Source organism: Kocuria sp. HSID17590 (assembly GCF_003989485.1).
Classification (GTDB): Bacteria; Actinomycetota; Actinomycetes; order Actinomycetales; family Micrococcaceae; genus Kocuria; species Kocuria salsicia.
Genome location: NZ_RBMB01000027.1, coordinates 16,809 through 38,754, shown reverse-complemented (window position 1 = coordinate 38,754; position 21,946 = coordinate 16,809). Strand labels below are relative to the sequence as shown.

Genomic DNA, 21,946 nt, shown 5'->3' with positions numbered 1-21,946 from the left:
TGCCGAGCCGCGGCTTCCGATCAACTGGCGGGTGCTGATCGCGGCTGGAACAGCCATCGTGGCGCTGTCCGTGTGGGCCATCATGGCTCCGGAGCACGCGGAGACCGTGATCGGCGGGGTGGTCGCGTGGGTGGGTTCGCGCCTCGGCTGGTTCTACATCCTCACCGCCACCCTCGTGATTGTCTTCGTGATCATGGTGGCCGCAAGCCGCGGGGGCACCGTGCGCATGGGGCCGGACCACGCGCGGCCCGAGTTCAACATGTTCACCTGGACAGCGATGCTCTTCGCCGCGGGCATCGGCGTGGACCTGATGTTCTTCTCCGTCTCCGAACCGGTCAGCCAGTACCTGGCGCCGCCCACGGGCGAGGGGGAGAGCCTCGAGGCCGCGCGCCAGGCGGTCGTGTGGACGCTGTTTCACTACGGGATCACCGGGTGGGCCATGTATGCGCTTATGGGGATGGCCTTCGGCTACTTCGCCTACCGCTTCGGGATGCCCCTGAGCATCCGCTCTGCGCTCTACCCCCTGCTGGGCAAGCGGATCCACGGGGTCGCGGGGGACGCGGTGGACACCGCCGCCCTGCTGGGCACGGTCTTCGGTGTGGCCACGTCCCTGGGCATCGGCGTGGTGCAGCTCAACTACGGGCTCAAGTCCCTGTTCGGCGTGCCCGAGAACCTCGCCGTGCAGTCCGCGCTGATCGCGCTGGGCGTGGGCATGGCCGTGGTCTCGTGCGTCTCCGGCGTGGACAAGGGCATCAGACGGCTCTCCGAGCTGAACATTTTGCTGGCCATTGGGCTCATGCTCTACGTCCTGGTCACCGGGCGCACCGCGTTCCTGCTGGACTCGATCGTGATGAACATCGGGGACTTCATCTCCCAGTTCCCCGGGATGACGCTGAACACGTTTGCATTCGAGGCGCCGCAGGAGTGGATGAGCGCCTGGACGCTGTTCTTCTGGGCCTGGTGGATCGCCTGGGCGCCGTTCGTGGGGCTCTTCCTTGCCCGGATCTCCCGCGGGCGCACCCTGCGCCAGTTCGTGCTGGGCACCATGACAGTTCCGTTCGCGTTCATCCTGCTGTGGATCTCGATCTTCGGGAACTCCGCCCTGGACCTCGTGGTGGGCGGCAACAGGGCCTTCGGTGAGGTGGCCATGAACACCCCCGAGCGGGCCTTCTACTCGCTGCTCGAGCAGTACCCCGGCGCCACCGTGGCGGCCTCGATCGCCACATTCACCGGTCTGCTGTTCTACGTGACGTCCGCGGACTCCGGGGCCCTGGTCATGAGCAACTTCACGTCCCGGATCGAGGACCCCAACCAGGACGGTCCCAAGTGGCTGCGCGTGTTCTGGGCCGTGAGCACCGGCGTGCTGACACTGGCCATGCTGCTGGTGGGCGGCGTGAGCACCCTGCAGAACGCGACCCTCATCATGGGCCTGCCGTTCTCGGTGGTCATGTACCTCATCATGGTGGGGCTGTGGCGTTCGCTGCGCGTGGAGGTCAGCTCCGCGGCCTCGGGCGCGGTGGCCAGCCGTTCTGCCGTGGCGGGTCGCACCGGGCGGGACACCCACTGGCGCTCCCGGCTCTCCCGGCTGGGCAGCTACCCGGGTGCCCGCGCAGCCCAGCGCTACGCGCGCGACGTTGTCGTACCCGCACTGACCACGTTTGCGGACGAGATCCGCGAGACCGGAGTGGGCGTCACGGTGCAGGCGAAGCCCGCCGAGGGCCACCCGGCCGTGGAGCAGGTGTGCCTGCACGTGGACCTGGCACCGGAACGGGACTTCGTCTACCGGGTGCATCCGGTGGCCTTCCCCACCCCGGGTTTCGGTGGCTTCCGCACCAACCCGGACTCTGACCAGTACTACCGCCTGGAGGTCTTCACGGCCACGGGTTCCCTGGGCTACGACGTCCTGGGGTACACGTCCGAGCAGCTCATCAACGACGCCCTGGACTGCTACGAGCGCCATCTCGAATTCATCCGACTCAACCACGACCACCCCGGAAGCACCCAGATCGGACTCCCGACGTCCGAGCTGGAGGTCACACCGACCAAGGAGGACGACGCATGAGCAACACCCTGTACATCGACGGCCAGTGGGTCCCCGCCCTGCAGGGCGGCACCCGCACCATCCACTGCCCGGCGGACGGCACTGAGGTGGCCGTCGTCGCCGAGGCCACTGCCGAGGACACCGAGCGCGCGATTGCCGCCGCCCGTGGGGCGTTCGACGACGGCCGCTGGTCGGACGTGCCTGCGGGGGAGCGCGGCAGCTTTGTGCTGCGCGTGGCCGCCCGGCTGCGCGAGCGCGCCGAGGAGTTCGCCCGCGCGGAGTCCCTCGACACCGGCAAGCGCATCGAGGAGTCCCGCCAGGACATGTCCGACATTGCGGACTGCTTCGAGTACTTCGGCAAGATCGCGGCCGACGACGCCGGGCGCGTCGTCGACGCCGGGAACCCGGACGTCGTCAGCCGCGTGGTGCACGAGCCTGTGGGTGTGTGCGGGCTGATCACCCCCTGGAACTACCCGCTGCTGCAGGCCGCGTGGAAGATCGCCCCGGCTCTGGCCGCAGGCAACACGTTCGTCCTCAAGCCCGCCGAGCTCACCCCGCACACGGCCATCCTCATGATGCAGGTGCTCGAGGAGCTCGAGCTGCCCGCGGGCGTGGCCAACCTGGTGCTCGGCGCGGGCGCCCAGGCCGGGGCGCCGCTGTCCTCGGACTCGCGCGTGGACCTCGTCTCCTTCACGGGCGGACTCGTCACGGGCAGGGTGATCGCCCGAGAGGCCGCCACGACCGTGAAGAAGGTGGCGCTGGAGCTGGGCGGGAAGAACCCGAACGTGGTCTTCGCGGACGCCGACTACGACGCTGCGCTTGACAACGCTCTCAACGCCGCCTTCGTGCACTCCGGGCAGGTCTGCTCCGCCGGCGCACGCCTGGTGGTCGAGGAGTCCATCGCCGAACAGTTCGTGGGCGACCTCGCTGCGCGCGCGGAGGCCATCCTGCTGGGCGGGCCGTTCGACGAGAAGGCCGAGACCGGTGCCCTGATCTCCGAGGCCCACCGCGAGAAGGTGCACGCCTACGTGGAGCACGCTCGTGAGCAGGGCGCCCGGATCCGCTGCGGTGGCCGGTTCGCGGAGGGCCCCTCCGCGGACGGCTCCCTGCAGCTGGAAGACGGCTTCTTCTACCTGCCCACGGTGATCGACAACTGTACCCCGGACATGGACTGCGTGCACGATGAGGCCTTTGGCCCCACCGTGACCGTGGAGACCTTCCGCACCGAGGAGGAGGCCGTGGCGATCGCCAACGACACCCACTACGGCCTCGCCGGTGCAGTGTGGACCCAGGACGCGGGCAAGTCCCAGCGTGTGGCCGGGAGGCTGCGCCACGGCACCGTGTGGATCAACGACTTCCACCCCTACCTGCCGCAGGCGGAGTGGGGCGGCATGAAGCAGTCCGGCGTGGGCCGCGAGCTCGGCCACGACGGGCTGGGAGAGTACCAGGAGACCAAGCACGTCTACCAGAACATCCGCCCCGCGGTGACCGGGTGGTTCCCACAGCACTGAGCGCCGCGCTCCACCGAGGTTCGTCACACGGAGCTCAGCACCACTGAGCTCCTCCCCGCCGCGCCGGGTTCCGGCCCGGCGCGGCGGGGACACGAGTCACCGCCGACGACGCCGCGTGCGCACCGCCGCCGCGCGGGAGCGCCCACGGCGTCGGGCACCCACCGAACGGAGAACACATGAGTGAGAAGAACCCCATCGCCGAGTACGACTACGTGGTCGTGGGCGCAGGATCCGCGGGAGCGGTGGTCGCCGCTCGGCTGAGCGAGGACCCGGACGTCACCGTGGCACTGCTCGAGGCCGGGGACCACGACTCCGGCTACCCGGAGATCCTGCAGCTCAACCGCTGGATGGAGCTGCTGGGGTCCGGCCACGACTGGGACTACCCGCTCGAGGAACAGGAGAACGGCAACTCCTTCATGCGCATGGCCCGCGCGAAGGTGCTGGGCGGTTGCTCGTCCCACAACTCGTGCATCGCCTTCTGGGCGCCGTCGGAGGACCTGGACGAGTGGGAGTCCGTCTACGGGCTGGAGGACTGGAACTCGGAGATGGCGTTCCGGCTCTACCAGAAGCTCGAGAACAACGAGGACCTGGGCGCTCACCACGGCCACGACGGGCCCGTGCGGCTGCGCAACGTGCCCGCGGTGGACCCGTGCGGCGTCGCTCTACTGGACGCGGCCGAGCAGGCCGGGATCCCGCGCGCGGACTTCAACACCGGCAAGACCGTGACGCAGGGTGCGAGCTTCTTCCAGATCAGCGCGCGGGAGGACGGCACCCGCTCGTCCTCCTCCGTCAGCTACCTGCACCCCGCGCAGGACCGGGAGAATCTCACGATCCTCACCGGCACGCAGGTCAAGCGCGTGCTCTTCGACGAGAACCGCCGCGCCACCGGTGTGGAGGTCACGGACAACGCGTTCGGCAAGGCTCACAGGATCTCCGCCCGGCGCGAGGTGGTCGTCTCGGCGGGTGCGATCGACACCCCCAAGCTGCTGATGCTCTCGGGCATCGGCCCCGCCGAGCACCTGTCCGAGGTGGGCGTGGACGTGCTCGTGGACTCTCCGGGCGTGGGCTCGCACCTGCAGGACCACCCGGAGGCGGTCATCCAGTGGGAGGCGAAGAAGCCCATGGTGGAAGACTCCACCCAGTGGTGGGAGATCGGGATCTTCGACCAGGTGGACGGGGGCCTGGACCGCCCGGACCTGATGATGCACTACGGCAGCGTGAACTTCGACATGCACACCTACCGGCAGGGCTACCCCACGGCGGACAACGCGTTCTGCCTCACCCCGAACGTCACGCACGCCCGCTCCCGCGGCACCGTGCGGCTGCGCACGCGTGACTTCCGGGACAAGCCCCGCGTGGACCCGCGCTACTTCACCGACCCCGAGGGCTACGACATGCGGATCATGACTGCGGGCATCCGCCGGGCCCGCGAGATCGTCTCCCAGAACGGGCTCTCGCAGTGGGCCGGCCGGGAGCTGTTCCCCGGAGAGGATGTCCAGAGCGACGAGGAGATCGCGGACTACATCCGCCGCACCCACAACACCGTGTACCACCCGGCGGGCTCGTGCCGCATGGGCCCGGCCACGGACGCGGACTCGCCCCTGGATCCGCAGCTGCGGGTCAAGGGCGTCAGCGGGTTGCGGGTCGCGGACGCCTCGGTGATGCCGGAGCTCGTCACGGTGAACCCGAACATCACCGTCTACATGATCGGCGAGCGCGCCGCGGAGCTGATCCGCGAGGAGCGCGCCGGCGAGTAGTCGGGGCCAGGGCCCGACGCGACCCGCTGCGGGCGTCTCTGCCGGCTTCCGGCACGGGTGCGCCTCTCCTTGTGGGAGGGGCCCGGGAAGTGCCGGCTCCATGGGGCACGAGATCTTCGCGGCACCGACTCTGATGAGCACAGGTACATGAGAAGGGGCGGGCCCCGCGCGTGGTTCACGCGCCGGGCCCGCCCTCTGTGCTGGGTGCGCAGCCGCGGCTCAGGCCGGCATGGGCTCCAGCTTGTAGAAGGAGGCGCCACCGGTCACGCGGGACGCACCCGGGACCAGGAGCCTGCGGTACTTGGCGCACCACTGGCCGCGGCCCTTGGTGTGCTGGGTGGCCAGGGCGAGCTCGCGGACGTCGTCCGCGAAGTACTCGTGGGGGGTGCCGTCCGATCCAGTGAGGGCGACGACGTGGCGGACGGGGTCCGCGTTGACGGTGACGTCCACCCACTGCTCGCGGGACTCGTTGCTCGCTTCGGGAGCTTGCGGGGGTGTCTGTGCTGCGGTGTTCATGTTCTGTGCCTCTGAGTTTTTCCTGGTTGCTTGCCGGGGCCACAGGTGTGGACACGGCCGCTTCGTCATCCAATCCACCCCTGAACCGAGGGTTGGCGTGTGCCGAGTTGGAGCTCCGGTTGCGCGCGGGCGTGGTGCCCGTGCGCAGGCACATCTCATGAAGTCGTTGTCGAGCCTATCCGCGTGAGCTGTGCCGCAACCAGGTCCGGGCCGAGAATGTCACCAAAATTTAACCAAGGTGCCGTTGCGTGCCAGGTGTGCAGTTCGGGTGCGTCGGGTGCGTCGGGTGCGCAGCGTCGTGGGGCGCGGCGACGTCGCCATGGCACGTTCGTAGTGGCCGAGCAGCTCGTCGCACACGGCCTGCCAGGTGCGGTCCCGGACCGTGCCCCGCGCGGTGGCGGCGAAGGCGCGGCGCTTGGCCTCGTCGCCCACCAGGTCCTGCACGAGCTCCCGCAGCCGTGCCGTGTTCCCGGGCGGGTAGAGCCACCCGTTGCGTGAGGAGTCCACGAGGTCCAGCGGCCCGCCGCGCCCCACCGCCACCACGGGGACGCCCGAGGCCATGGCCTCCTGGATGGTCTGACAGAACGTCTCGTGCTCGCCGGGGTGCACGAACACGTCCAGGGAGGCCATCACCGCGGCCAGCTCGTCACCGGTGCGGAAGCCCTCGAAGTGTGCGCGGGGCAGCGCGGTGCGCAGCGCGTCCTTCTCAGGCCCGGAGCCCACCACCACGAGCCGCGTGCCCGGCAGGGAGTCCAGCACCGCCAGGTCCGCCACCTGCTTCTCCGGTGCGAGCCGGCCCACGTAGCCCACGAGCCTGCGTCCCTGACCCACGCGTTCGCGCCACGCGTGGTCCCGCAGCTCGGGGCGAAAGCGCACGGTGTCCACGCCCCGGCGCCACAGGTGCACGCGCTGCACGTCGTGGCCCCGCAGCTGCCGCAGGGACGCCGTGGACGGCGCGAGCGTGAGGGTGGCGGCGTTGTGCATCGTGCGCACGTGTGCCCACAGCGCGGTCTCGAGCACTCCCGCGCCGTAGCGCGCCGCGTAGCCGGGCACGTCTGTCTGGTAGACCGCGACGCTCGGCAGGCCGAGGGCGGCAGCAGCCTGGATGGCGCGCCACCCCAGGACGAACGGGGAGGCAACGTGCACCACGTCCGGAGCGAAGCGGCTGAGCACCCGCTGCATCCGGTGCACCGTGCAGCCGGCCACACGCACCTCCGGGTAGCCGGCGAGGGGCAGGGACGGTATGCGCTCCACGTGCACCCCGGGCAGCCCGGGCTCCGCACCGGGAAAGAGACCCTTCTCGTAGGACGGGGCAACGACCATCACGCGGTGCCCGTGCGCCCGCAGGTGCTCCACCACTCGCAGCACCGAGTGGGTCACACCGTTCATGTGGGGGAGGAACTGTTCGGCGACCACTGCGATTCTCATGCCCCCACCGTGACGGGTCCGGTCCACGGGCGGGTCACGCGGCAGTGACGCGCCGGTGAAGAACGGGCGAACACGGCTGCGGGCCCCGCCCCCGCGGACGTGGAAAGATGAAGCCGATGAAACTTCCCTCTGTGCCCGGCGCGATCTCGGGCGTACGCGACCGATTCACCACCCGCGGCTCCAGCAACCGGGACTCCAGCAACCCGGGCTCGGGCACCAGTGGCTCCACTGCCGCGGGTGCCACCGGGCGCACCCGACCTCCGCGTGGCGAGAACCCGGGCATGCCCATGCCCCTGGCACTGCAGGGCGTGATCGAGCTGCTCGTGGTGGCCGTGGTGGGGTTGCTGCTCAGCGCAGTGCTGCTCGGCGCCGTGTGGGTGGCCGGCGGCTTCGCGACCCTCGGGGCCGCGGGCAGCTTCCGCCTGGCCGGCCAGGTCTGGCTGCTCGCGCACTGCACGCCCCTCACCATCGAGTCCGTGCAGGGCCTCTCCCTGGACGGCGGCGGCACGCTCACGCTCGTGCCCCTGGGGCTCACGCTCATCCCGTTCGGTCTGGCCGTGGTGGCCGGCCGCCGGATCGCGCGGGCGTGCTGGCGCGGCCAGTTCCTGGTGCCGTTCGTCGCGGGCATGATCGGCTACGGACTGTTCGCCGGGCTCGTGGGGCTGCTCAGCCGCACGGACCAGGTCCGGGTGGAGCTGCTGCCCGCCACGCTGCTGCCCCTCATTCCCGCGGGGCTGGGGACGCTCGTGGGCGGCTGGAGCGTCTCGCGCTCGCTCGCCGCGGTCCTCGGGGCCGACGCCGCCTCCTGGTTGGAGCGCACGAGCCAGTACTCCCGCTGGGCGGGCTCCTACGTGTGGGCCGTGATCCGGGCGGGCTTCCTGGCCGCCGTGGCCGCGGTGGGCGCCGGGGCCCTGCTGTTCGCCGTGACGCTGCTGTGGCACTGGGACCGCGTGGTCACCGTCTACCAGGACCTCGGCGCGGACGCGGCCGGGGACACCGCGCTCACGGCGCTGCAGTTCGGCTACCTGCCCAACCTGGTGCTCTGGGCGCTCGCATGGGCCACCGGCGCGGGGTTCTCGCTCGGCACCGGCACCATCACCTCTCCGTTCGAGAGCGTCCTGGGACCGCTTCCGCAGGTGCCCGCGCTCGCGGCGCTGCCTTCCGGTGACCCCTGGGGTCTGGCCCCCGCCGTGCTGGTGCTGCCGGTGCTGGCGGGTCTGCTCGCGGGGTGGTGGTTCTGCCGCGAGGGCGAGAACCACCTGGACGACTGGATGGCCATCCGGCTGCCCCTGCGGTGGTTCACGTTCCTGCTCTCCACGCTGCTCACGGTCGTGCTCATCGCCGCCGTGGGCGCTGGCCTCGTCTCGCTGCTGGCGTGGCTGTCCAACGGGTCGCTGGGCATCGGGCGCTTGACCACCGTGGGTCCCCAGACGTGGCAGGTCTTCCTGTGGCTCGGCGCGGAGTTCGCGGTTGGCGCCGCGCTCGGCTACGTCCTGGGGCCCTGGCTCGAGCGGGAGGGCTACCGCTCGCGCGCGTGGCAGGCGGACGACGACGCGGCGGATCCCGATCCCGTCGACGACGTCGATGCGGCGGCCGGAGCGCGGCGCGGACGCACCGCGGCCCGTGGGGTCTCCCCCCAGTCCGTGGCTCCCGGGGCAGGTGTTCCCCGGACCCCCGCGCCGTCCGCATCCGCCACGGATCGTGCGCCACACGCTGGTGGGTCCTCCGCAGTGGGCGCCACCCGGCCGGCCGAGCGGACCGAGCGGCCCGCCGCGGCTTTCCCTGTCCATTCCGGTACCCGTCCGCGCACGCGCGCGGACAACGGCGCCGGCACCCGAGAGACCCCCGCGGAGGAGACGTCGGACCGGGTGGCTCGGCGGGCAGAGGCCAGGCAGCGCAGGGCCGCGAAGAAGTCCGCGAAGCGCAAGGCCGCCCGGCTCGCCGCGCTGGACGAGGACGACCGCGGGTAGTCTTCAGCGGGTGCCGTGCCCGCGTCACGGACCGCAACCGGACGAGAAGAACGCCGTGGCCGAGCTGGATCCGTGGACGGATACGTTTCCCGGGCCCTCCAGCCAGTGCTCAGCGGTCCGTGGGGCTCGTGGTCGGTGTGGGCGAGGGAGTGGCAGAGGCGCTCGCGGAGGGTGAGGCCGTGGTGGGGTCCGATCCGGGGGTGGCGGACGAGGTCGTCCTCGCGCTGGGATCCGCGCTGGCGTCTGCACCGGGGGACGCGTTCGGGCCGGCGGTCGGGGACGCCGAGTCCTGCGGGAAACCCGTCTGCAGCGGGGTGCCCGAGAAGTGGTGCCACACGTTGTCGGTGAGCTGCTGCTCGCAGCGCTCGGTGGAGGACAGCGTCAGCGTGTTCTCGGTGCACTGCTGGAACGCCTCGCTGGCGGGCCAGACCACCAGGCGCGTGCCGCCGCCCACGGCGTTGAGCACGCCCCACGCGATCGCGAGGATGGCCAGGGCCGTCACGACCCCGCGCGAGGTGGTGCCCCGGGAGCGCACGAGCGCCACGAGGGCGAGGACGGTTCCCGTCACGGCGGCGAGCACTCCCGCGGCCGTGGACCAGATCCCGCCCATCACGAGGGCGGATGACAGGACGGAGAGGCCGGCGCCCGCCGTGGCGAGCCGGACCCATCCGGAGCCGTCCTGGCGGGGGCCCGTGGCCGGGCCGCCCGGGCGCTGGTCGTGCGGTGCTGTGCCCCGGGGGCCGGATTCGTGCATGCCCTCCACTGTAGGGGAGGCGCGGGGCAGCCCATGCCCCCCGGCGGCGCAGCGCGCCGGGTGTGGCGCACCGATAGCATGGGTCCATGCGCTTAGTGGTTCTCGTTTCAGGCTCCGGCACCAACCTGCAGGCGATGCTCGACGCCCTGCACGCGGGGGAGGAACCGGTGGAGATCGTCGCGGTGGGCGCGGACAAGCCCTGCCAGGGACTGGAGCGCGCGGAGTCCGCCGGCATCGCGACGTTCGTCGTCCCGCCCGGCGAGCACGTCGACCGCGCGGACTGGAACCGCGCACTGCAGCGTGCTGTGGCGTCCCACCACCCGGACCGCGTGGTCTTCGCGGGGTTCATGCGGATCGTGGACGCCGAGTTCGTGGCCGCGTTCCCCGGCCTGATCGTGAACACGCACCCCTCGCTGCTGCCCTCCTTCCCCGGTGCCCACGCGGTGCGCGACGCCCTGGCCTACGGGGTGAAGATCACGGGTGCCACGGTCCACGAGGTCGTCGCGGACGTGGACGCCGGACCGGTCCTCGCCCAGGTGGCTGTGCCCGTCGCCGAGCAGGACACCGAGGGCGAGCTGCACGAGCGCATCAAGGCCGCGGAGCGGGAGCTGCTCGTGAGCACGCTGGCACGCCTGGCGCGTGAGCACGACGGCGCGCAGGCCCCTGGGGCGCGGCCGTAGACTGGAACGGGCGGTCCGCAGGACCTCCGGCGGCCCTCTCTGCATGGCGAGGGGCGCGGGGAGGACCCGCGGGCGACGTCGCCGTCCCACCCCAGCTCCACACCAGCGGTGTCCACCGCGCTCCCCGCCCGGGCGGCACCGCTGCACTTGAACCCACGTCTGCACTGGAGAGTCTGTGAACACTTCCGACCTGAACCGCGTGCCGCTCAAGCGGGCACTGGTCTCCGTCTACGACAAGAGCGGTCTGGAGGACCTCGCGCGCGGGCTGCACGACGCCGGCGTGGACATCGTCTCCACCGGCTCCACCGCCAAGACCATCCAGGCTGCGGGCGTGCCCGTCACCGAGGTCTCCGAGGTCACCGGTTTCCAGGAGTGCCTGGACGGGCGCGTGAAGACCCTGCACCCGCGCGTGCACGCGGGAATCCTCGCGGACCGCCGCAAGCAGGAGCACGAGGACCAGCTCGAGGAGCTCGGAATCGACCCGTTCGACCTCGTGATCGTGAACCTCTACCCGTTCCAGGACACCGTTCGCTCGGGCGCTGCCCAGGACGACGTCGTGGAGCAGATCGACATCGGCGGGCCCTCCATGGTGCGCGCGGCGGCGAAGAACCACGCCGCCGTCTCCGTGGTCGTGGACCCGGCGAGCTACCCGGACGTCGTGCGCGCCGCGCACGAGGGCGGCTACGACCTCGCGGCCCGCCAGAAGCTCGCGGCCGCCGCGTTCGCCCACACCGCCGCGTACGACACCGCGGTGGCCACGTGGACGGCCCAGCAGTTCGACCACGACCCCGAGGCCAACTTCTGGCCGCCCTACGCCGGGCTGGCGCTGCAGCGTGCCGAGTCCCTGCGCTACGGCGAGAACCCGCACCAGAAGGCTGCGCTGTACACCAACGACGCCGCGTCCCCGGGTGTTGCCCAGGCAGAGCAGCTGCACGGCAAGGCCATGTCCTACAACAACTACGTTGACGCGGACGCCGCCGTGCGCGCCGCCTACGACTACGAGCAGCCCGCCGTGGCCGTGGTCAAGCACAACAACCCGTGCGGCGTGGCCGTGGCGACCCCGGATGCGGCCGACCCGATCGCGGACGCCCACCTCAAGGCCCACGCGTGCGACCCGCTGTCCGCGTACGGCGGAGTGGTGGCCGCGAACCGCACGGTCACGGGGGAGATGGCGCGCAACCTCAAGCCGATCTTCACGGAGGTCGTGATTGCCCCCGGCTTCGAGCCCGAGGCGCTGGAGGTGCTGCAGGCCAAGAAGAACATCCGGCTGCTCACCCTGCCCGAGGACTTCACGCGCGATCCGCTCGAGTACCGTGCCGTGTCCGGCGGCACGCTGTTCCAGCAGGCCGACCGCCTGGACGCCGAGGGCGACGACCCCGCGAACTGGGCCCTTGTCTCCGGGGAGCCCGCGGACGAGCAGACGCTCGCGGACCTCGAGTTCGCGTGGCGCTCCCTGCGGGCCGTGAAGTCGAACGCCATCCTGCTCGCCCACGACGGCGCCTCCGTGGGCATCGGCATGGGCCAGGTCAACCGCGTGGACTCGTGCCGGCTGTCCGTGGAGCGGGCCAACACGCTTGCCGAGGATGGTGCCGAGCGCGCCCGCGGGGCCGTGGCGGCCTCGGATGCCTTCTTCCCGTTCGCGGACGGGCTGCAGGTGCTGCTCGACGCCGGTGTGAAGGCCGTGGTCCAGCCCGGCGGCTCCATCCGGGACGAGGAGGTCGTCGCGGCGGCCGAGGCGGCCGGCGTGACCATGTACGTCACCGGGGCGCGGCACTTCTTCCACTGATGATCCACTGAGCCGTCCCCGCCTGGGCTGACACCGCCCGCCCCGGTCCTGATTATGGTGCTCCGCCTGCGCTGGGCCTCCGGAAGCACACGGCACAGGTACGCAGAAGGCCCGCACGTCCGTCACGGGGGTGCGGGCCTCTGGCGTCGCGGGGCCGGTCGGCCCGTTCAGAGTTCAGCGTGCTCAGAATTCGGCCCGGCCCATTCAGCAGGTCAGCGAGTTCAGGGGGCAGGTGCGCTCAGGAGTTCAGTGCCCGGTGCTCCCGGGAGAGACCGATGTAGTTCTGCGCGTTGCGACTCACCCCGTGGCGCTCCTGCTCGGTGAGCTGGCGCCGCACCTTCCCGGGGACCCCCGCCACGAGGGAGCCGGGCGGGACCACCTGACCCTCCAGCACAACGGTCCCGGCGGCGATCAGGCTGCCGCTGCCCACCACCGCGCCGTTGAGCACGGTCGCATTCATGCCCACCAGGACGTCGTCCTCGAGCGTGCAACCGTGGACGACGGCGCCGTGGCCCACGCTCACCCGCTCGCCGATCGTCGTGGGATGGCCCGGGTCCGAGTGGACGCTCACGTTGTCCTGCAGGTTGGAGTTCGCCCCGAGCCGGATGGGCGAGCGGTCACCGCGCACCACGGCCCCGTAGAACACCCCGGAACCGGGACCCACCGTGACGTCGCCGATGAGGGTTGCGGTGGGTGCCACGAACGCCGTCTCCGCCACGGACGGGCGGTGGGGGCCGTAGGGCAGGATCAGGGGCTCGTGCTGCGGTGTCATGCGTCACAGCATAGTGCGGGATGCTCCTCACGCCGGGGCGTGGTGTCCCGTGGTGCCGACGACGACGCCGCCCCGCACGGTGGCGGGGCGGCGTCGTCGTCGGCGGTGCCGGGAGGCTCAGTCGCGGCCCTCGTCCGAGACGAAGCGACGCTTGAGCGCTGCCATGGCCTTCTCGGGACGGCGGGATTCCCGGTGGCGCAGCGCCACGGAGATCTTCTGCCCGCCCTTGAGGACGTACTCGGCGCCGTTGACGTGGATGGTCACGGGCGCGGCCTTCACAGAGACGCCCTCGAGCTCCAGGATGTCGTGGTCCAGCGAGACCTCGATCACCTGGCCGCAGTAGAGCACCGTGAAGTCCACGGCGTCGAGCTCGCGGGGCAGGGCGGGCTGGAACTCGAGCCAGTTCCCGCGCACGCGCAGCCCGGCGTAGGCGCGGGTCACCACGTCCACGGAACCGGCCATCGCACCGAGGTGGATGCCCTCGCCGGTGGTCCCTCCCTGGGTGTCGTCCATGTCGATCATGAGCGAGTCCTGGAAGGAGCCCCAGGAGCGGTCTGGGTCCAGCCACGCGAGCACCGCCGCGTTGACCACGCGGGACAGCGAGGAGCCGTTGGAGGAGCGCGCGATGTAGTGGTCCACGGTGCGCTGCACGGCGTCGAGGTCCGTGGTGTAGCCCATGCGGGCCAGCTCCTCGATCACGCCGTCCGGACCCAGCAGGTAGACGAGCATGATGGTGTCCGCCTGCTTGGACAGCTTGTAGTTGTTCGTGAGGTCGCCCTCGTTCTCCAGCAGCAGGTCCAGGCGGCCGATGTTGCGGTACTTGCTGCGGTAGAAGTCCCAGTCCAGCTCGAGGAGGTCGTCGTAGCCCTCGAACTGCGCGATCGTGCCGTCCGCGTTGAACGGGACGTACATGTTCTTGGCCATGTTCAGCCAGGTCTGCACCTCCCGCGCGGAGATCTCGAAGCGCGACTCGAGCTCCTCGCGCTGGTGCTCGACCATGTCGTGGAAGATGTGCGCCGAGTGGCGGAACAGCCAGGACGCCAGCACGTTGGTGTACGCGTTGTCCTTGAGTCCTCCGCCGTGCTGGCCCGCCGGGCCGTCGTGGTACTCGTCCGGGCCCATGACACCCGCGATGTGGTACTTGCCGTCGTGCGAGTCGTACTCCGCGAGGGACGCGAACAGGCGGGTGATGCCGATGATCAGCTCCGCGCCGTGGCCCGAGAGCCAGTCGATGTCCCCGGTGGACTCGTAGTACAGCCACGCGTTGTACGCGATCGCCAGGCCCACGTGGAACTGGCGCCAGGAGTTGTCCGGCAGCCAGCGGTGCGAGTGGTGGTTGTAGAGCTCCGGCGGGGTCTCCTCGCGGCCGTCCGAGCCGGACTGCCACGGGAACGCCGCGCCGTAGAGGCCGATGTCCTGCGCGCGCTGCTGCGCCATCGCGAGCCGGCGCCAACGGTAGGAGAGCAGCGAGCGGGTCACGTGCGGCTGGCGCATGTTGATGACGGGCAGAATGAAAAGCTCGTCCCAGAAGATGTGGCCGCGGTAGCCCTCGCCGTGCAGACCGCGGGCGGGGACACCCGCGTCGCGCAGCGACAGGTGAGGGGCCAGCGTCTGTGCGGCGTGGAAGAGGTGCGTGCGCACCGCCAGCTGGGTGCTCAGATGCTGGGGGGTGTCCTCCGCGGACTCCAGGGTGACCTCGTAGCGGTCCCACAGCCGCGCCCACTCGATCTCGTGGGACGCGAGCAGCTTGCGCACGCCGAACGGGGTGCGGTTCAGCTCCGCCAGGGCGCCCTCGCGCGGGGAGCCGATCGCGGCGTCGCGGCTCGTGACCACGGCGGTGGTGCTATCCACCAGCACCGGCGCCTCCGGGGAGATCTGCACGGTGTGGCGGCGGAACTCGATGCCGCCGGGACGCACCTCGCGGCGCTCGCGCACAGGCGACTCGGAGTCGACGCGTGTGCGCTGGGCCATCGCGATCTCGATCTTGGACTGGGACGTGCGCACCAGGGACAGCAGGGTCTCGTGCTCGTCCGGCAGCGTGGTGGACTCCAGCAGCACCAGGTGGTGGGCGTTGAGCTCGCGGTACTCGGCCACGCCGCTGTTGGTCACGGCCGGGTCCACGCCCGTGCGCACGTGCAGGCGCCCGGTGTAGCCTCGCGAGACGATCCGCGTCTCCTGCGCGCCCAGGTGGCGGTGGCGCAGCGAAACCAGGCGCCGCTGGGTGATCTCGAGGCTGCGGGCGGGCTCGTCCGAGTTCGGATCGGCGTCCGCGTCCGTGAGCACGAGCGTGCGGGTCAGCAGCCCGCGGCGCAGGTCCAGCTCCTCGCGCTCGTGCGAGGGGACCAGCCCGCCCTCGGACCACCACTGGCCCTCGGAGAAGCGCAGGTCCAGGTGCAGCCAGTTGGGGGCGTTGACCATTGACTCGTGCTCCACGTCCCGCCCGTTGAGGTGGCTGAGCACGCGGTTGAACACGCCGGCCAGGTACGTGCCGGGGTGGTGCACGGAGTTCGCCGGGAACTCGCACGCGGCGCCGCGCACACCCATGTAGCCGTTGGCCAGGGTGAGCAGCGCCTCGCGGCGGGGCTCGGACGCGGGGTCGAAGCCGTCGAAGACGAGTGCCCAGGGATCGGTGCGCCGCGCGCCCAGGTCCAGCTCACCGACGTCGTTGAGCACCACGTGCGCGCCGGCCCGGTACAACCGCTCGCGGGCGCCGTCCCGGTTGATGCCCACGACGAGCGCGAAGCCCCCCGCGGCGCCGGCCTGCACGCCGGCCACGGCGTCCTCGACGACCACGCTGTTGGCCGGGTCCACGTCCAGCAGCCGGGCGCACTCCAGGAAGGTGTCCGGCGCGGGCTTGCCCGGGAGATCGTGCTCGGCGGCCCAGTTGCCGTCCACGATGCGGTCGAACGAGTCCCGCAGCCCGGCCGCCGCCAGCACGACGTCGCTGTTGCGGCTCGCGGTCACCAGACCCACGGGGACCCCGCCCTCGCGCAGCCGCTCGATCAGCGCCACGGTGCCGTCGAACACGCGCACGCCGTGGACGTCGAGCTCCTCGTGGAAGTAGCCGTCCTTGGCCGCGGCCTGGCCCTGCACGGTCCAGTCTCCGGGCTGCGGGTCCTCGCGGTTCTCGGCCTCCGGAAGCATTGCGCCGCGCGCGGCGAGCAGGGCGCGCACGCCGTCCTCGCGGCGTCGTCCGTCCACGTACGTACGGTACTCGGCGACCATGTCGAAGGGGGAGCGGTCCACCTCGTCGCCCTCCTGGGCGGGTTCGAGGCGAGGGTCCGCGAGCAGCTCGTCGAACAGCTTCTTCCACGCGCGCGCGTGCACGCTGGCGGTGTCCGTGACCACGCCGTCCATGTCGAAGATCACCGCGGAGTAGGAGGTGCGCAGCACGTCCACCGGGTGGGAAAGGACGGGTCCGTCCGCGACGCGGGGCATGGCCGTGGTGAACGGGGCAGTGGGAAGAGCGTTCACGGTGCGGGAACTCCTAGCACGGGGAAATGAGGGCCTAGATCGGGTGCTGCGGGTGCGCATGTTCACTGGTCGAGGGCCGTGGCCCGGCATCGTCGCGGGGCTCCGCGCGGACAGCTGGCACGCGCGCGGTACCTACACACACGTTACCCTCATGTGACCTCCCGGTACCACATGACATGATGGGCCCCCGGCGGGGCAGCGAACGGGGGTGGCCCGGATATGCTGGGGCGGACCCTACAGCGCACAGAGAAGGTGGAGCATGACGCAATCCCCGGGACATTCCGTGACCAACCAGCCGCTCTCAGAGGTGGATCCGGACGTCGCCCAGGCCATCGAGGACGAGCTGGGCCGCCAGCGCTCGACGCTCGAGATGATCGCCTCCGAGAACTTCGCGCCGCGGGCCGTGCTCGAGGCGCAGGGTTCCGTGCTGACCAACAAGTACGCGGAGGGCTACCCGGGCCGCCGCTACTACGGCGGCTGCGAGTACGTGGACGTCGTGGAGAACCTCGCCCGCGACCGGGCGTGCAAGCTCTTCGGCGCGGACCACGCGAACGTGCAGCCCCACTCCGGCGCGCAGGCGAACACCGCCGTGATGGCCGCCCTCATGCAGCCCGGTGACACGCTGATGGGGCTCTCGCTCGCCCACGGCGGCCACCTGACCCACGGCATGAAGATCAACGTCTCCGGCAAGCTCTACAACATCGCGGCCTACGAAGTGGACCCTGAGAGCCACCGGATCGACATGGACCAGGTGCGCGAGCAGGCCCTGGCTGCCCGCCCCGCGGTGATCGTGGCCGGCTGGTCCGCGTACTCCCGGCAGCTGGACTTCGCCGCGTTCCGCTCCATCGCGGACGAGGTCGGCGCGAAGCTGTGGGTGGACATGGCCCACTTCGCCGGTCTCGTGGCCGCGGGGCTGCACCCGAACCCGGTGCCCCACGCGCACGTCACCACCTCCACCGTGCACAAGACCCTCGCCGGACCCCGCTCCGGTGTGATCCTGTGCGAGGCGGACCTGAAGAAGAAGATCGACTCCGCGGTGTTCCCCGGCCAGCAGGGCGGGCCGCTGATGCACGCCGTCGCCGCGAAGGCCGTGGCCTTCAAGATCGCCGCGTCGCAGGAGTTTGCCGAGCGCCAGCAGCGCACCATCGAGGGTGCCCAGATCCTCGCCGATCGCCTCGTCTCCCCGGACCTCGCTGAGCACGGCGTCTCCGTGCTCACCGGGGGCACGGACGTGCACCTCACGCTCGTGGACCTGCGGGACTCCGAGCTGGACGGCAAGCAGGCGGAGGACCTCCTGCACCAGGCCGGGATCACCGTCAACCGCAACGCGGTGCCGTGGGACCCCCGCCCGCCCATGACCACCTCCGGGCTGCGGATCGGCACCCCGGCGCTCGCCACGCGCGGCTTCGGCGCGCAGGAGTTCACCGAGGTCGCGGACATCATTGCCGAGGCGCTCAAGCCCGGTGCGGACATCGCGGCCCTGCGCTCGCGCGTGGAGACGCTGACCGGGCAGTTCCCCCTGTACCCCGGCCTCGAGGAGTGGTGAGGTGACGGCCCAGGTCCTGGACGGCAAGGCCACTGCCGCACAGATCAAGTCCGAGCTCGCGCAGCGTGTGGCACGGCTCGCGGAGCAGGGCGTGGTGCCCGGCCTCGGGACGGTCCTCGTGGGGGACGACCCCGCCTCGCGCTCGTACGTGGCGGGCAAGCACCGCGACTGCGAGCAGGTGGGCATCGCCTCCATCCGCAGGGAGCTGCCCGCGGACGCCTCGCAGGAGGAGCTCGAGCAGGTGATCGACGAGCTCAACGAGGACCCCCGGTGCACGGGCTACATCGTGCAGTTGCCCCTGCCCGAGCACATGGACACCAACGCGATCCTCGAGCGGATCGACCCGGCCAAGGACGCGGACGGACTGCACCCCACCAACCTGGGACGCCTGGTGCTCAACGTCAACGAGCCCATGACCTCTCCGCTGCCGTGCACGCCCAACGGCATCGTGGAGCTGCTCACGCGCCACGGCGTGGAGCTCGCGGGCCGCACGGTGCTCGTGATCGGACGCGGTGTCACGGTGGGGCGGCCCATCGGGCTGCTGCTCACGCGCAAGCCGGTCAATGCCACAGTGGTCCTCGCGCACACAGGGACCACCAACCTGCCCGAGCTGCTCGCGCAGGCGGACGTCGTGGTGGCAGCCGCCGGGCGGCCGCACATGGTGGGTGCGGACCAGATCAAGCCGGGCGCCGTGCTGCTGGACGTCGGCGTCTCCCGCGTGGTGGATCCGGAGACCGACAAGAAGAAGCTCACCGGCGACATCGACCCGGCGGCGGCGGAGACTGCCTCCTGGATCTCCCCGAACCCGGGCGGTGTCGGCCCCATGACGCGGGCCATGCTGCTCGTCAACGTGGTGGAGTCCTGCGAGCGGGCAGTCTCCGAGGGCGCCTGAGCGCCACCACTGCCCGGTTCGCGACGCCGCGGTGCCGCCTCGTCCGCGAGGGGCCCCGCGGCGTCGTCGTCCCCGGAGGCGCACCGGGCGCGCTGGGATTCGGCGCGCACCGCGGGTTTTGAGACAATGGCCCCATGCAGCCGATCGGATCCTCGAACGCCCACACCGCCGCCTCCGCCCAGGGCCCCCGCACCGGGCGCACCGCCCTGTGGGGAACGGTGATCGGTCTCGCCGTGCTGGTGGTGATCTTCGCGGTGGCCCTCATCCAGGCGGCCCACTCCAACTCCCTGCTGGGCTGGGTGCTGGCGGGCATCGCGCTCGGGTGGCTCATGCTCGCCGTGTGGGCACTGTGGATGGTGCACAAGGCCGCGGTATTCGGCCGCGAGCAGATGCGTCAGGCGCAGGAGCAGCTGCGCGCGCAGCACGGGCGGGCCCCCGCCACGTCCGCTGCGGCCGCCGGCCCTGGGCAGTCCCTGCGGGACGAGAAGCTCGCCCACGGCATGCAGGTGATCCTGGTGCAGTCCAAGGTGGTCAAGGAGCAGCTCTCCTCGCCGGACCCGGACGCCGAGCACGTCCAGCGCGCGCTGGAGACCATCGACATGACCGCCGCCAACGGGCTGCGCAGTCTCAAGGACTCCGGCACGCCGGTCAGCGGTACCGTGGAGGACTGAGACCGGCCCCCACCGGTACGAACGACCAACGCGCAGGAACCACGAGGAGACGGACGGACATGGCGGATTCAGGGCAGACGGTGCGCATTGCCACGGTGAACGTGAACGGCATCCGCGCGGCGTACCGCAGGGGCATGGCGGACTGGCTCGCCCCGCGCGGGGTGGACCTGCTGTGCCTGCAGGAGGTGCGCGCTCCGGACAAGATCACGCGCGAGCTGCTGGACGAGGACGTCTGGGACGTGCGGCACACCGAGGCCGCGGCCAAGGGCCGCGCCGGGGTGGCCATCGCCACGCGCCGAGACGCCTTCGACGGCGCCCTGCTGCCGGTGGAGTCCCGTGTGGGCATCGGCGAGGAGTACTTCGACGACTCCGGGCGCTGGATCGAGAACGACGTCCGGCTGCCCAACGGACAGAACCTCACGCTGGTCTCCGCGTACGTGCACTCCGGCGAGGTGGACACCCCCAAGCAGGAGGACAAGTACCGCTTCCTGGAGGCCATGCTCACCCGCCTGCCGCAGCTCGCCGCGCGCAGCGACCACACCCTCGTGGTGGGGGACCTCAACGTGGGCCACACTGAGCTGGACATCAAGAACTGGAAGGGGAACGTCAAGAACGCGGGCTTCCTGCCCGAGGAGCGCGCCTACTTCGACCGGTTCTTCGGGGACGTGGGCTACGTGGACGTGGCCCGCAGCCTCGCCGGGGACGTGCCCGGTCCGTACACGTGGTGGTCCTACCGCGGCAAGGCGTTCGACACGGACGCCGGCTGGCGCATCGACTACCAGATGGCCACCCCGGGCCTCGCCGCGCTCGCGGCCGAGGCCGTCGTGGACCGCGCCGATTCCTATGACACCCGCTTCTCCGACCACGCCCCGCTCGTGGTCGACTACCGCCTGGCCTGAGCGTCGAGCGCCCGTGAGACCCCGCCGCCGATGCGCCCGGTGACTCCCGGGGGCCGGTCCCGGGCACGGTGTACAGGAAGGCCACTCCATACACACGAGGACGACGCCGCGGTGGCCCCGCGGCGTCGTCGCCCCCTGCGCCACGCACTCCAGAACAACGACCGAGAAGAAAGCCGGAACACCATGACCGAACAGAGCACGCAGCACCGCGCGGTACCGCGCGTCGTCTCGGGTGTGCAGCCCTCCGCGGACAGCCTGCACCTGGGCAACTACGTGGGGGCGCTGCGCAACTGGGTGGACATGCAGGACGACAACGACTGCGTTTTCTTCGTGGCGGACCTGCACTCGATCACGACGGGTCAGGACCCGGCCACGATGTCCGAGCGCACCCGGGTGACCGCCGCGCAGTACATTGCCGCGGGCATCGACCCGGAGCGCTCCACGTTGCTCATCCAGTCCCAGGTGCCCGAGCACACGCAGCTCTCGTGGGTGCTCAACTGCATCACGGGCTACGGCGAGGCCGCGCGCATGACCCAGTTCAAGGACAAATCCGTGAAGCAGGGAGCGGAGAACACCACCGTGGGCCTGTTCACCTACCCGGTGCTGATGGCCGCGGACATCCTCGTGTACCAGGCGAACCAGGTGCCCGTGGGGGAGGACCAGCGTCAGCACCTGGAACTGACCCGTACCCTCGCGCAGCGCTTCAACTCCCGCTTCGGGGAGACCTTTGCCGTGCCGGACGCCAAGATCCTGGAGAACTCCGCCAAGGTCTACGACCTGCAGAACCCCACGGCGAAGATGTCCAAATCCGCGCCGTCGGACGCCGGGCTCGTGCGGCTGCTGGACCCGGCCAAGAAGAACGCCAAGAAGATCAAGTCCGCAGTGACCGATGACGGCACCGAGGTGCGATTCGACCGGCAGGCCAAGCCGGGCATCTCGAACCTGCTCACCATCTACTCCTCGCTCACGGGCACGCCGGTGGGCACGCTCGAGGCCGAGTACGAGGGCAGGATGTACGGCCACCTCAAGGTGGATCTCGCGGAGGTGGTCACCCAGACCCTGGACCCCATCCAGAAGCGCGCGCAGGAGCTGCTGGACGACCCCGCTGAACTGGACCGTCTGCTCGCCCGCGGCGCGGACAAGGCGCGGGGCATCGCCGCCCAGACCCTGCGCGAGGTCTACGACCGGATGGGGTTCCTGCCCGGCGTCTGAGCACCGTGTGTGCGATCACGCCGGTGGGATACTGTGG

At 71.0% G+C, this 21,946-nt stretch carries 16 protein-coding genes; 11 read left to right on the top strand and 5 right to left on the bottom strand.

The window, feature by feature from the left end; genetic code table 11:
- The first annotated feature begins 31 nt into the window (after positions 1-31).
- The 3 genes from betT to D8M39_RS09835 all read left to right on the top strand — a co-directional run bounded on the left by betT (position 32) and on the right by D8M39_RS09835 (position 5,309).
- Positions 32-2,062 carry a choline BCCT transporter BetT gene (betT, locus tag D8M39_RS09845; RefSeq protein ID WP_238694041.1) on the top strand — a complete coding sequence of 677 codons (2,031 nt, stop codon included), beginning with the start codon at positions 32-34 and terminating at the stop codon, positions 2,060-2,062.
- Positions 2,059-3,552 (top strand): aldehyde dehydrogenase family protein, encoded by a 1,494-nt coding sequence (locus D8M39_RS09840; RefSeq protein ID WP_126874929.1) that lies wholly within the window; start codon positions 2,059-2,061, stop codon positions 3,550-3,552. Before betT ends, D8M39_RS09840 begins: the two co-directional genes overlap by 4 nt.
- Positions 3,553-3,728: 176 nt before the next feature.
- Positions 3,729-5,309 carry a GMC family oxidoreductase gene (locus D8M39_RS09835; RefSeq protein ID WP_126874928.1) on the top strand — a complete coding sequence of 527 codons (1,581 nt, stop codon included), beginning with the start codon at positions 3,729-3,731 and terminating at the stop codon, positions 5,307-5,309.
- Between the two features lie 219 nt (positions 5,310-5,528).
- Here the strand turns inward: D8M39_RS09835 and D8M39_RS09830 are convergent, their stop codons facing one another.
- Positions 5,529-5,825: a hypothetical protein gene (locus D8M39_RS09830; protein WP_126874927.1), complete on the bottom strand. Its 297-nt coding sequence runs from the start codon at positions 5,823-5,825 to the stop codon at positions 5,529-5,531.
- A gap of 219 nt (positions 5,826-6,044) precedes the next feature.
- Positions 6,045-7,253 (bottom strand): glycosyltransferase family 1 protein, encoded by a 1,209-nt coding sequence (locus D8M39_RS09825; RefSeq protein ID WP_126874926.1) that lies wholly within the window; start codon positions 7,251-7,253, stop codon positions 6,045-6,047.
- A 116-nt stretch (positions 7,254-7,369) separates the two neighbouring features.
- Between D8M39_RS09825 and D8M39_RS09820 the strand changes: the two genes are divergently transcribed.
- Complete coding sequence (locus D8M39_RS09820) at positions 7,370-9,223, top strand: DUF6350 family protein (protein ID WP_238694040.1); 1,854 nt, start codon at positions 7,370-7,372, stop codon at positions 9,221-9,223.
- A gap of 109 nt (positions 9,224-9,332) precedes the next feature.
- Here the strand turns inward: D8M39_RS09820 and D8M39_RS12580 are convergent, their stop codons facing one another.
- Complete coding sequence (locus tag D8M39_RS12580; protein ID WP_153245895.1) at positions 9,333-9,977, bottom strand: hypothetical protein; 645 nt, start codon at positions 9,975-9,977, stop codon at positions 9,333-9,335.
- A gap of 86 nt (positions 9,978-10,063) precedes the next feature.
- On the opposite strand from D8M39_RS12580, the gene purN reads away from it, so the two are divergent.
- Together purN and purH are read left to right on the top strand one after the other, a co-directional pair.
- On the top strand, positions 10,064-10,657 hold the full coding sequence (gene purN, locus D8M39_RS09810; protein ID WP_055083468.1) for a phosphoribosylglycinamide formyltransferase: 594 nt from the start codon (positions 10,064-10,066) through the stop codon (positions 10,655-10,657).
- A gap of 175 nt (positions 10,658-10,832) precedes the next feature.
- The gene (gene purH / locus D8M39_RS09805) at positions 10,833-12,443 is read left to right on the top strand and encodes a bifunctional phosphoribosylaminoimidazolecarboxamide formyltransferase/IMP cyclohydrolase (protein ID WP_055083470.1); all 1,611 of its coding nucleotides are present in this window, start codon (positions 10,833-10,835) and stop codon (positions 12,441-12,443) included.
- 238 nt (positions 12,444-12,681) lie between these two features.
- Here the strand turns inward: purH and D8M39_RS09800 are convergent, their stop codons facing one another.
- Both D8M39_RS09800 and D8M39_RS09795 read right to left on the bottom strand, forming a co-directional pair.
- Complete coding sequence (locus D8M39_RS09800; RefSeq protein ID WP_126874924.1) at positions 12,682-13,215, bottom strand: gamma carbonic anhydrase family protein; 534 nt, start codon at positions 13,213-13,215, stop codon at positions 12,682-12,684.
- A 117-nt stretch (positions 13,216-13,332) separates the two neighbouring features.
- Entirely contained in the window at positions 13,333-16,689 is a 3,357-nt protein-coding gene (locus tag D8M39_RS09795; protein ID WP_126874923.1) for a beta-phosphoglucomutase family hydrolase, read from the bottom strand.
- Positions 16,690-16,948: 259 nt separating this feature from the next.
- Between D8M39_RS09795 and glyA the strand changes: the two genes are divergently transcribed.
- The 5 genes from glyA (at position 16,949) to trpS (ending at position 21,909) form a co-directional block, all read left to right on the top strand.
- On the top strand, positions 16,949-18,235 hold the full coding sequence (gene glyA / locus D8M39_RS09790) for a serine hydroxymethyltransferase (protein WP_055083476.1): 1,287 nt from the start codon (positions 16,949-16,951) through the stop codon (positions 18,233-18,235).
- A 1-nt stretch (position 18,236) separates the two neighbouring features.
- On the top strand, positions 18,237-19,127 hold the full coding sequence (locus D8M39_RS09785; protein ID WP_094393553.1) for a bifunctional methylenetetrahydrofolate dehydrogenase/methenyltetrahydrofolate cyclohydrolase: 891 nt from the start codon (positions 18,237-18,239) through the stop codon (positions 19,125-19,127).
- Positions 19,128-19,261: 134 nt separating this feature from the next.
- Positions 19,262-19,798, top strand: coding sequence for a hypothetical protein (locus tag D8M39_RS09780; RefSeq protein WP_126874922.1), 537 nt, complete (start codon positions 19,262-19,264; stop codon positions 19,796-19,798).
- A 59-nt stretch (positions 19,799-19,857) separates the two neighbouring features.
- Positions 19,858-20,697 carry an exodeoxyribonuclease III gene (locus D8M39_RS09775; RefSeq protein ID WP_126874921.1) on the top strand — a complete coding sequence of 280 codons (840 nt, stop codon included), beginning with the start codon at positions 19,858-19,860 and terminating at the stop codon, positions 20,695-20,697.
- Positions 20,698-20,880: 183 nt separating this feature from the next.
- Positions 20,881-21,909, top strand: coding sequence for a tryptophan--tRNA ligase (gene trpS, locus D8M39_RS09770; RefSeq protein WP_055083484.1), 1,029 nt, complete (start codon positions 20,881-20,883; stop codon positions 21,907-21,909).
- The last annotated feature ends 37 nt before the right edge of the window (positions 21,910-21,946 follow it).

Bases quoted from the DNA above. Each gene is read 5' to 3' on its own strand.
- D8M39_RS09840 (WP_126874929.1), top strand. From the start codon at position 2,059: ATGAGCAACACCCTGTACATCGACGGCCAGTGGGTCCCCGCCCTGCAG.
- D8M39_RS09835 (WP_126874928.1), top strand. From the start codon at position 3,729: ATGAGTGAGAAGAACCCCATCGCCGAGTACGACTACGTGGTCGTGGGC.
- D8M39_RS09830 (WP_126874927.1), bottom strand. From the start codon at position 5,825: ATGAACACCGCAGCACAGACACCCCCGCAAGCTCCCGAAGCGAGCAAC.
- D8M39_RS09825 (WP_126874926.1), bottom strand. From the start codon at position 7,253: ATGAGAATCGCAGTGGTCGCCGAACAGTTCCTCCCCCACATGAACGGT.
- D8M39_RS09820 (WP_238694040.1), top strand. From the start codon at position 7,370: ATGAAACTTCCCTCTGTGCCCGGCGCGATCTCGGGCGTACGCGACCGA.
- D8M39_RS12580 (WP_153245895.1), bottom strand. From the start codon at position 9,977: ATGCACGAATCCGGCCCCCGGGGCACAGCACCGCACGACCAGCGCCCG.
- purN (WP_055083468.1), top strand. From the start codon at position 10,064: ATGCGCTTAGTGGTTCTCGTTTCAGGCTCCGGCACCAACCTGCAGGCG.
- D8M39_RS09800 (WP_126874924.1), bottom strand. From the start codon at position 13,215: ATGACACCGCAGCACGAGCCCCTGATCCTGCCCTACGGCCCCCACCGC.
- glyA (WP_055083476.1), top strand. From the start codon at position 16,949: ATGACGCAATCCCCGGGACATTCCGTGACCAACCAGCCGCTCTCAGAG.
- D8M39_RS09780 (WP_126874922.1), top strand. From the start codon at position 19,262: ATGCAGCCGATCGGATCCTCGAACGCCCACACCGCCGCCTCCGCCCAG.
- D8M39_RS09775 (WP_126874921.1), top strand. From the start codon at position 19,858: ATGGCGGATTCAGGGCAGACGGTGCGCATTGCCACGGTGAACGTGAAC.
- trpS (WP_055083484.1), top strand. From the start codon at position 20,881: ATGACCGAACAGAGCACGCAGCACCGCGCGGTACCGCGCGTCGTCTCG.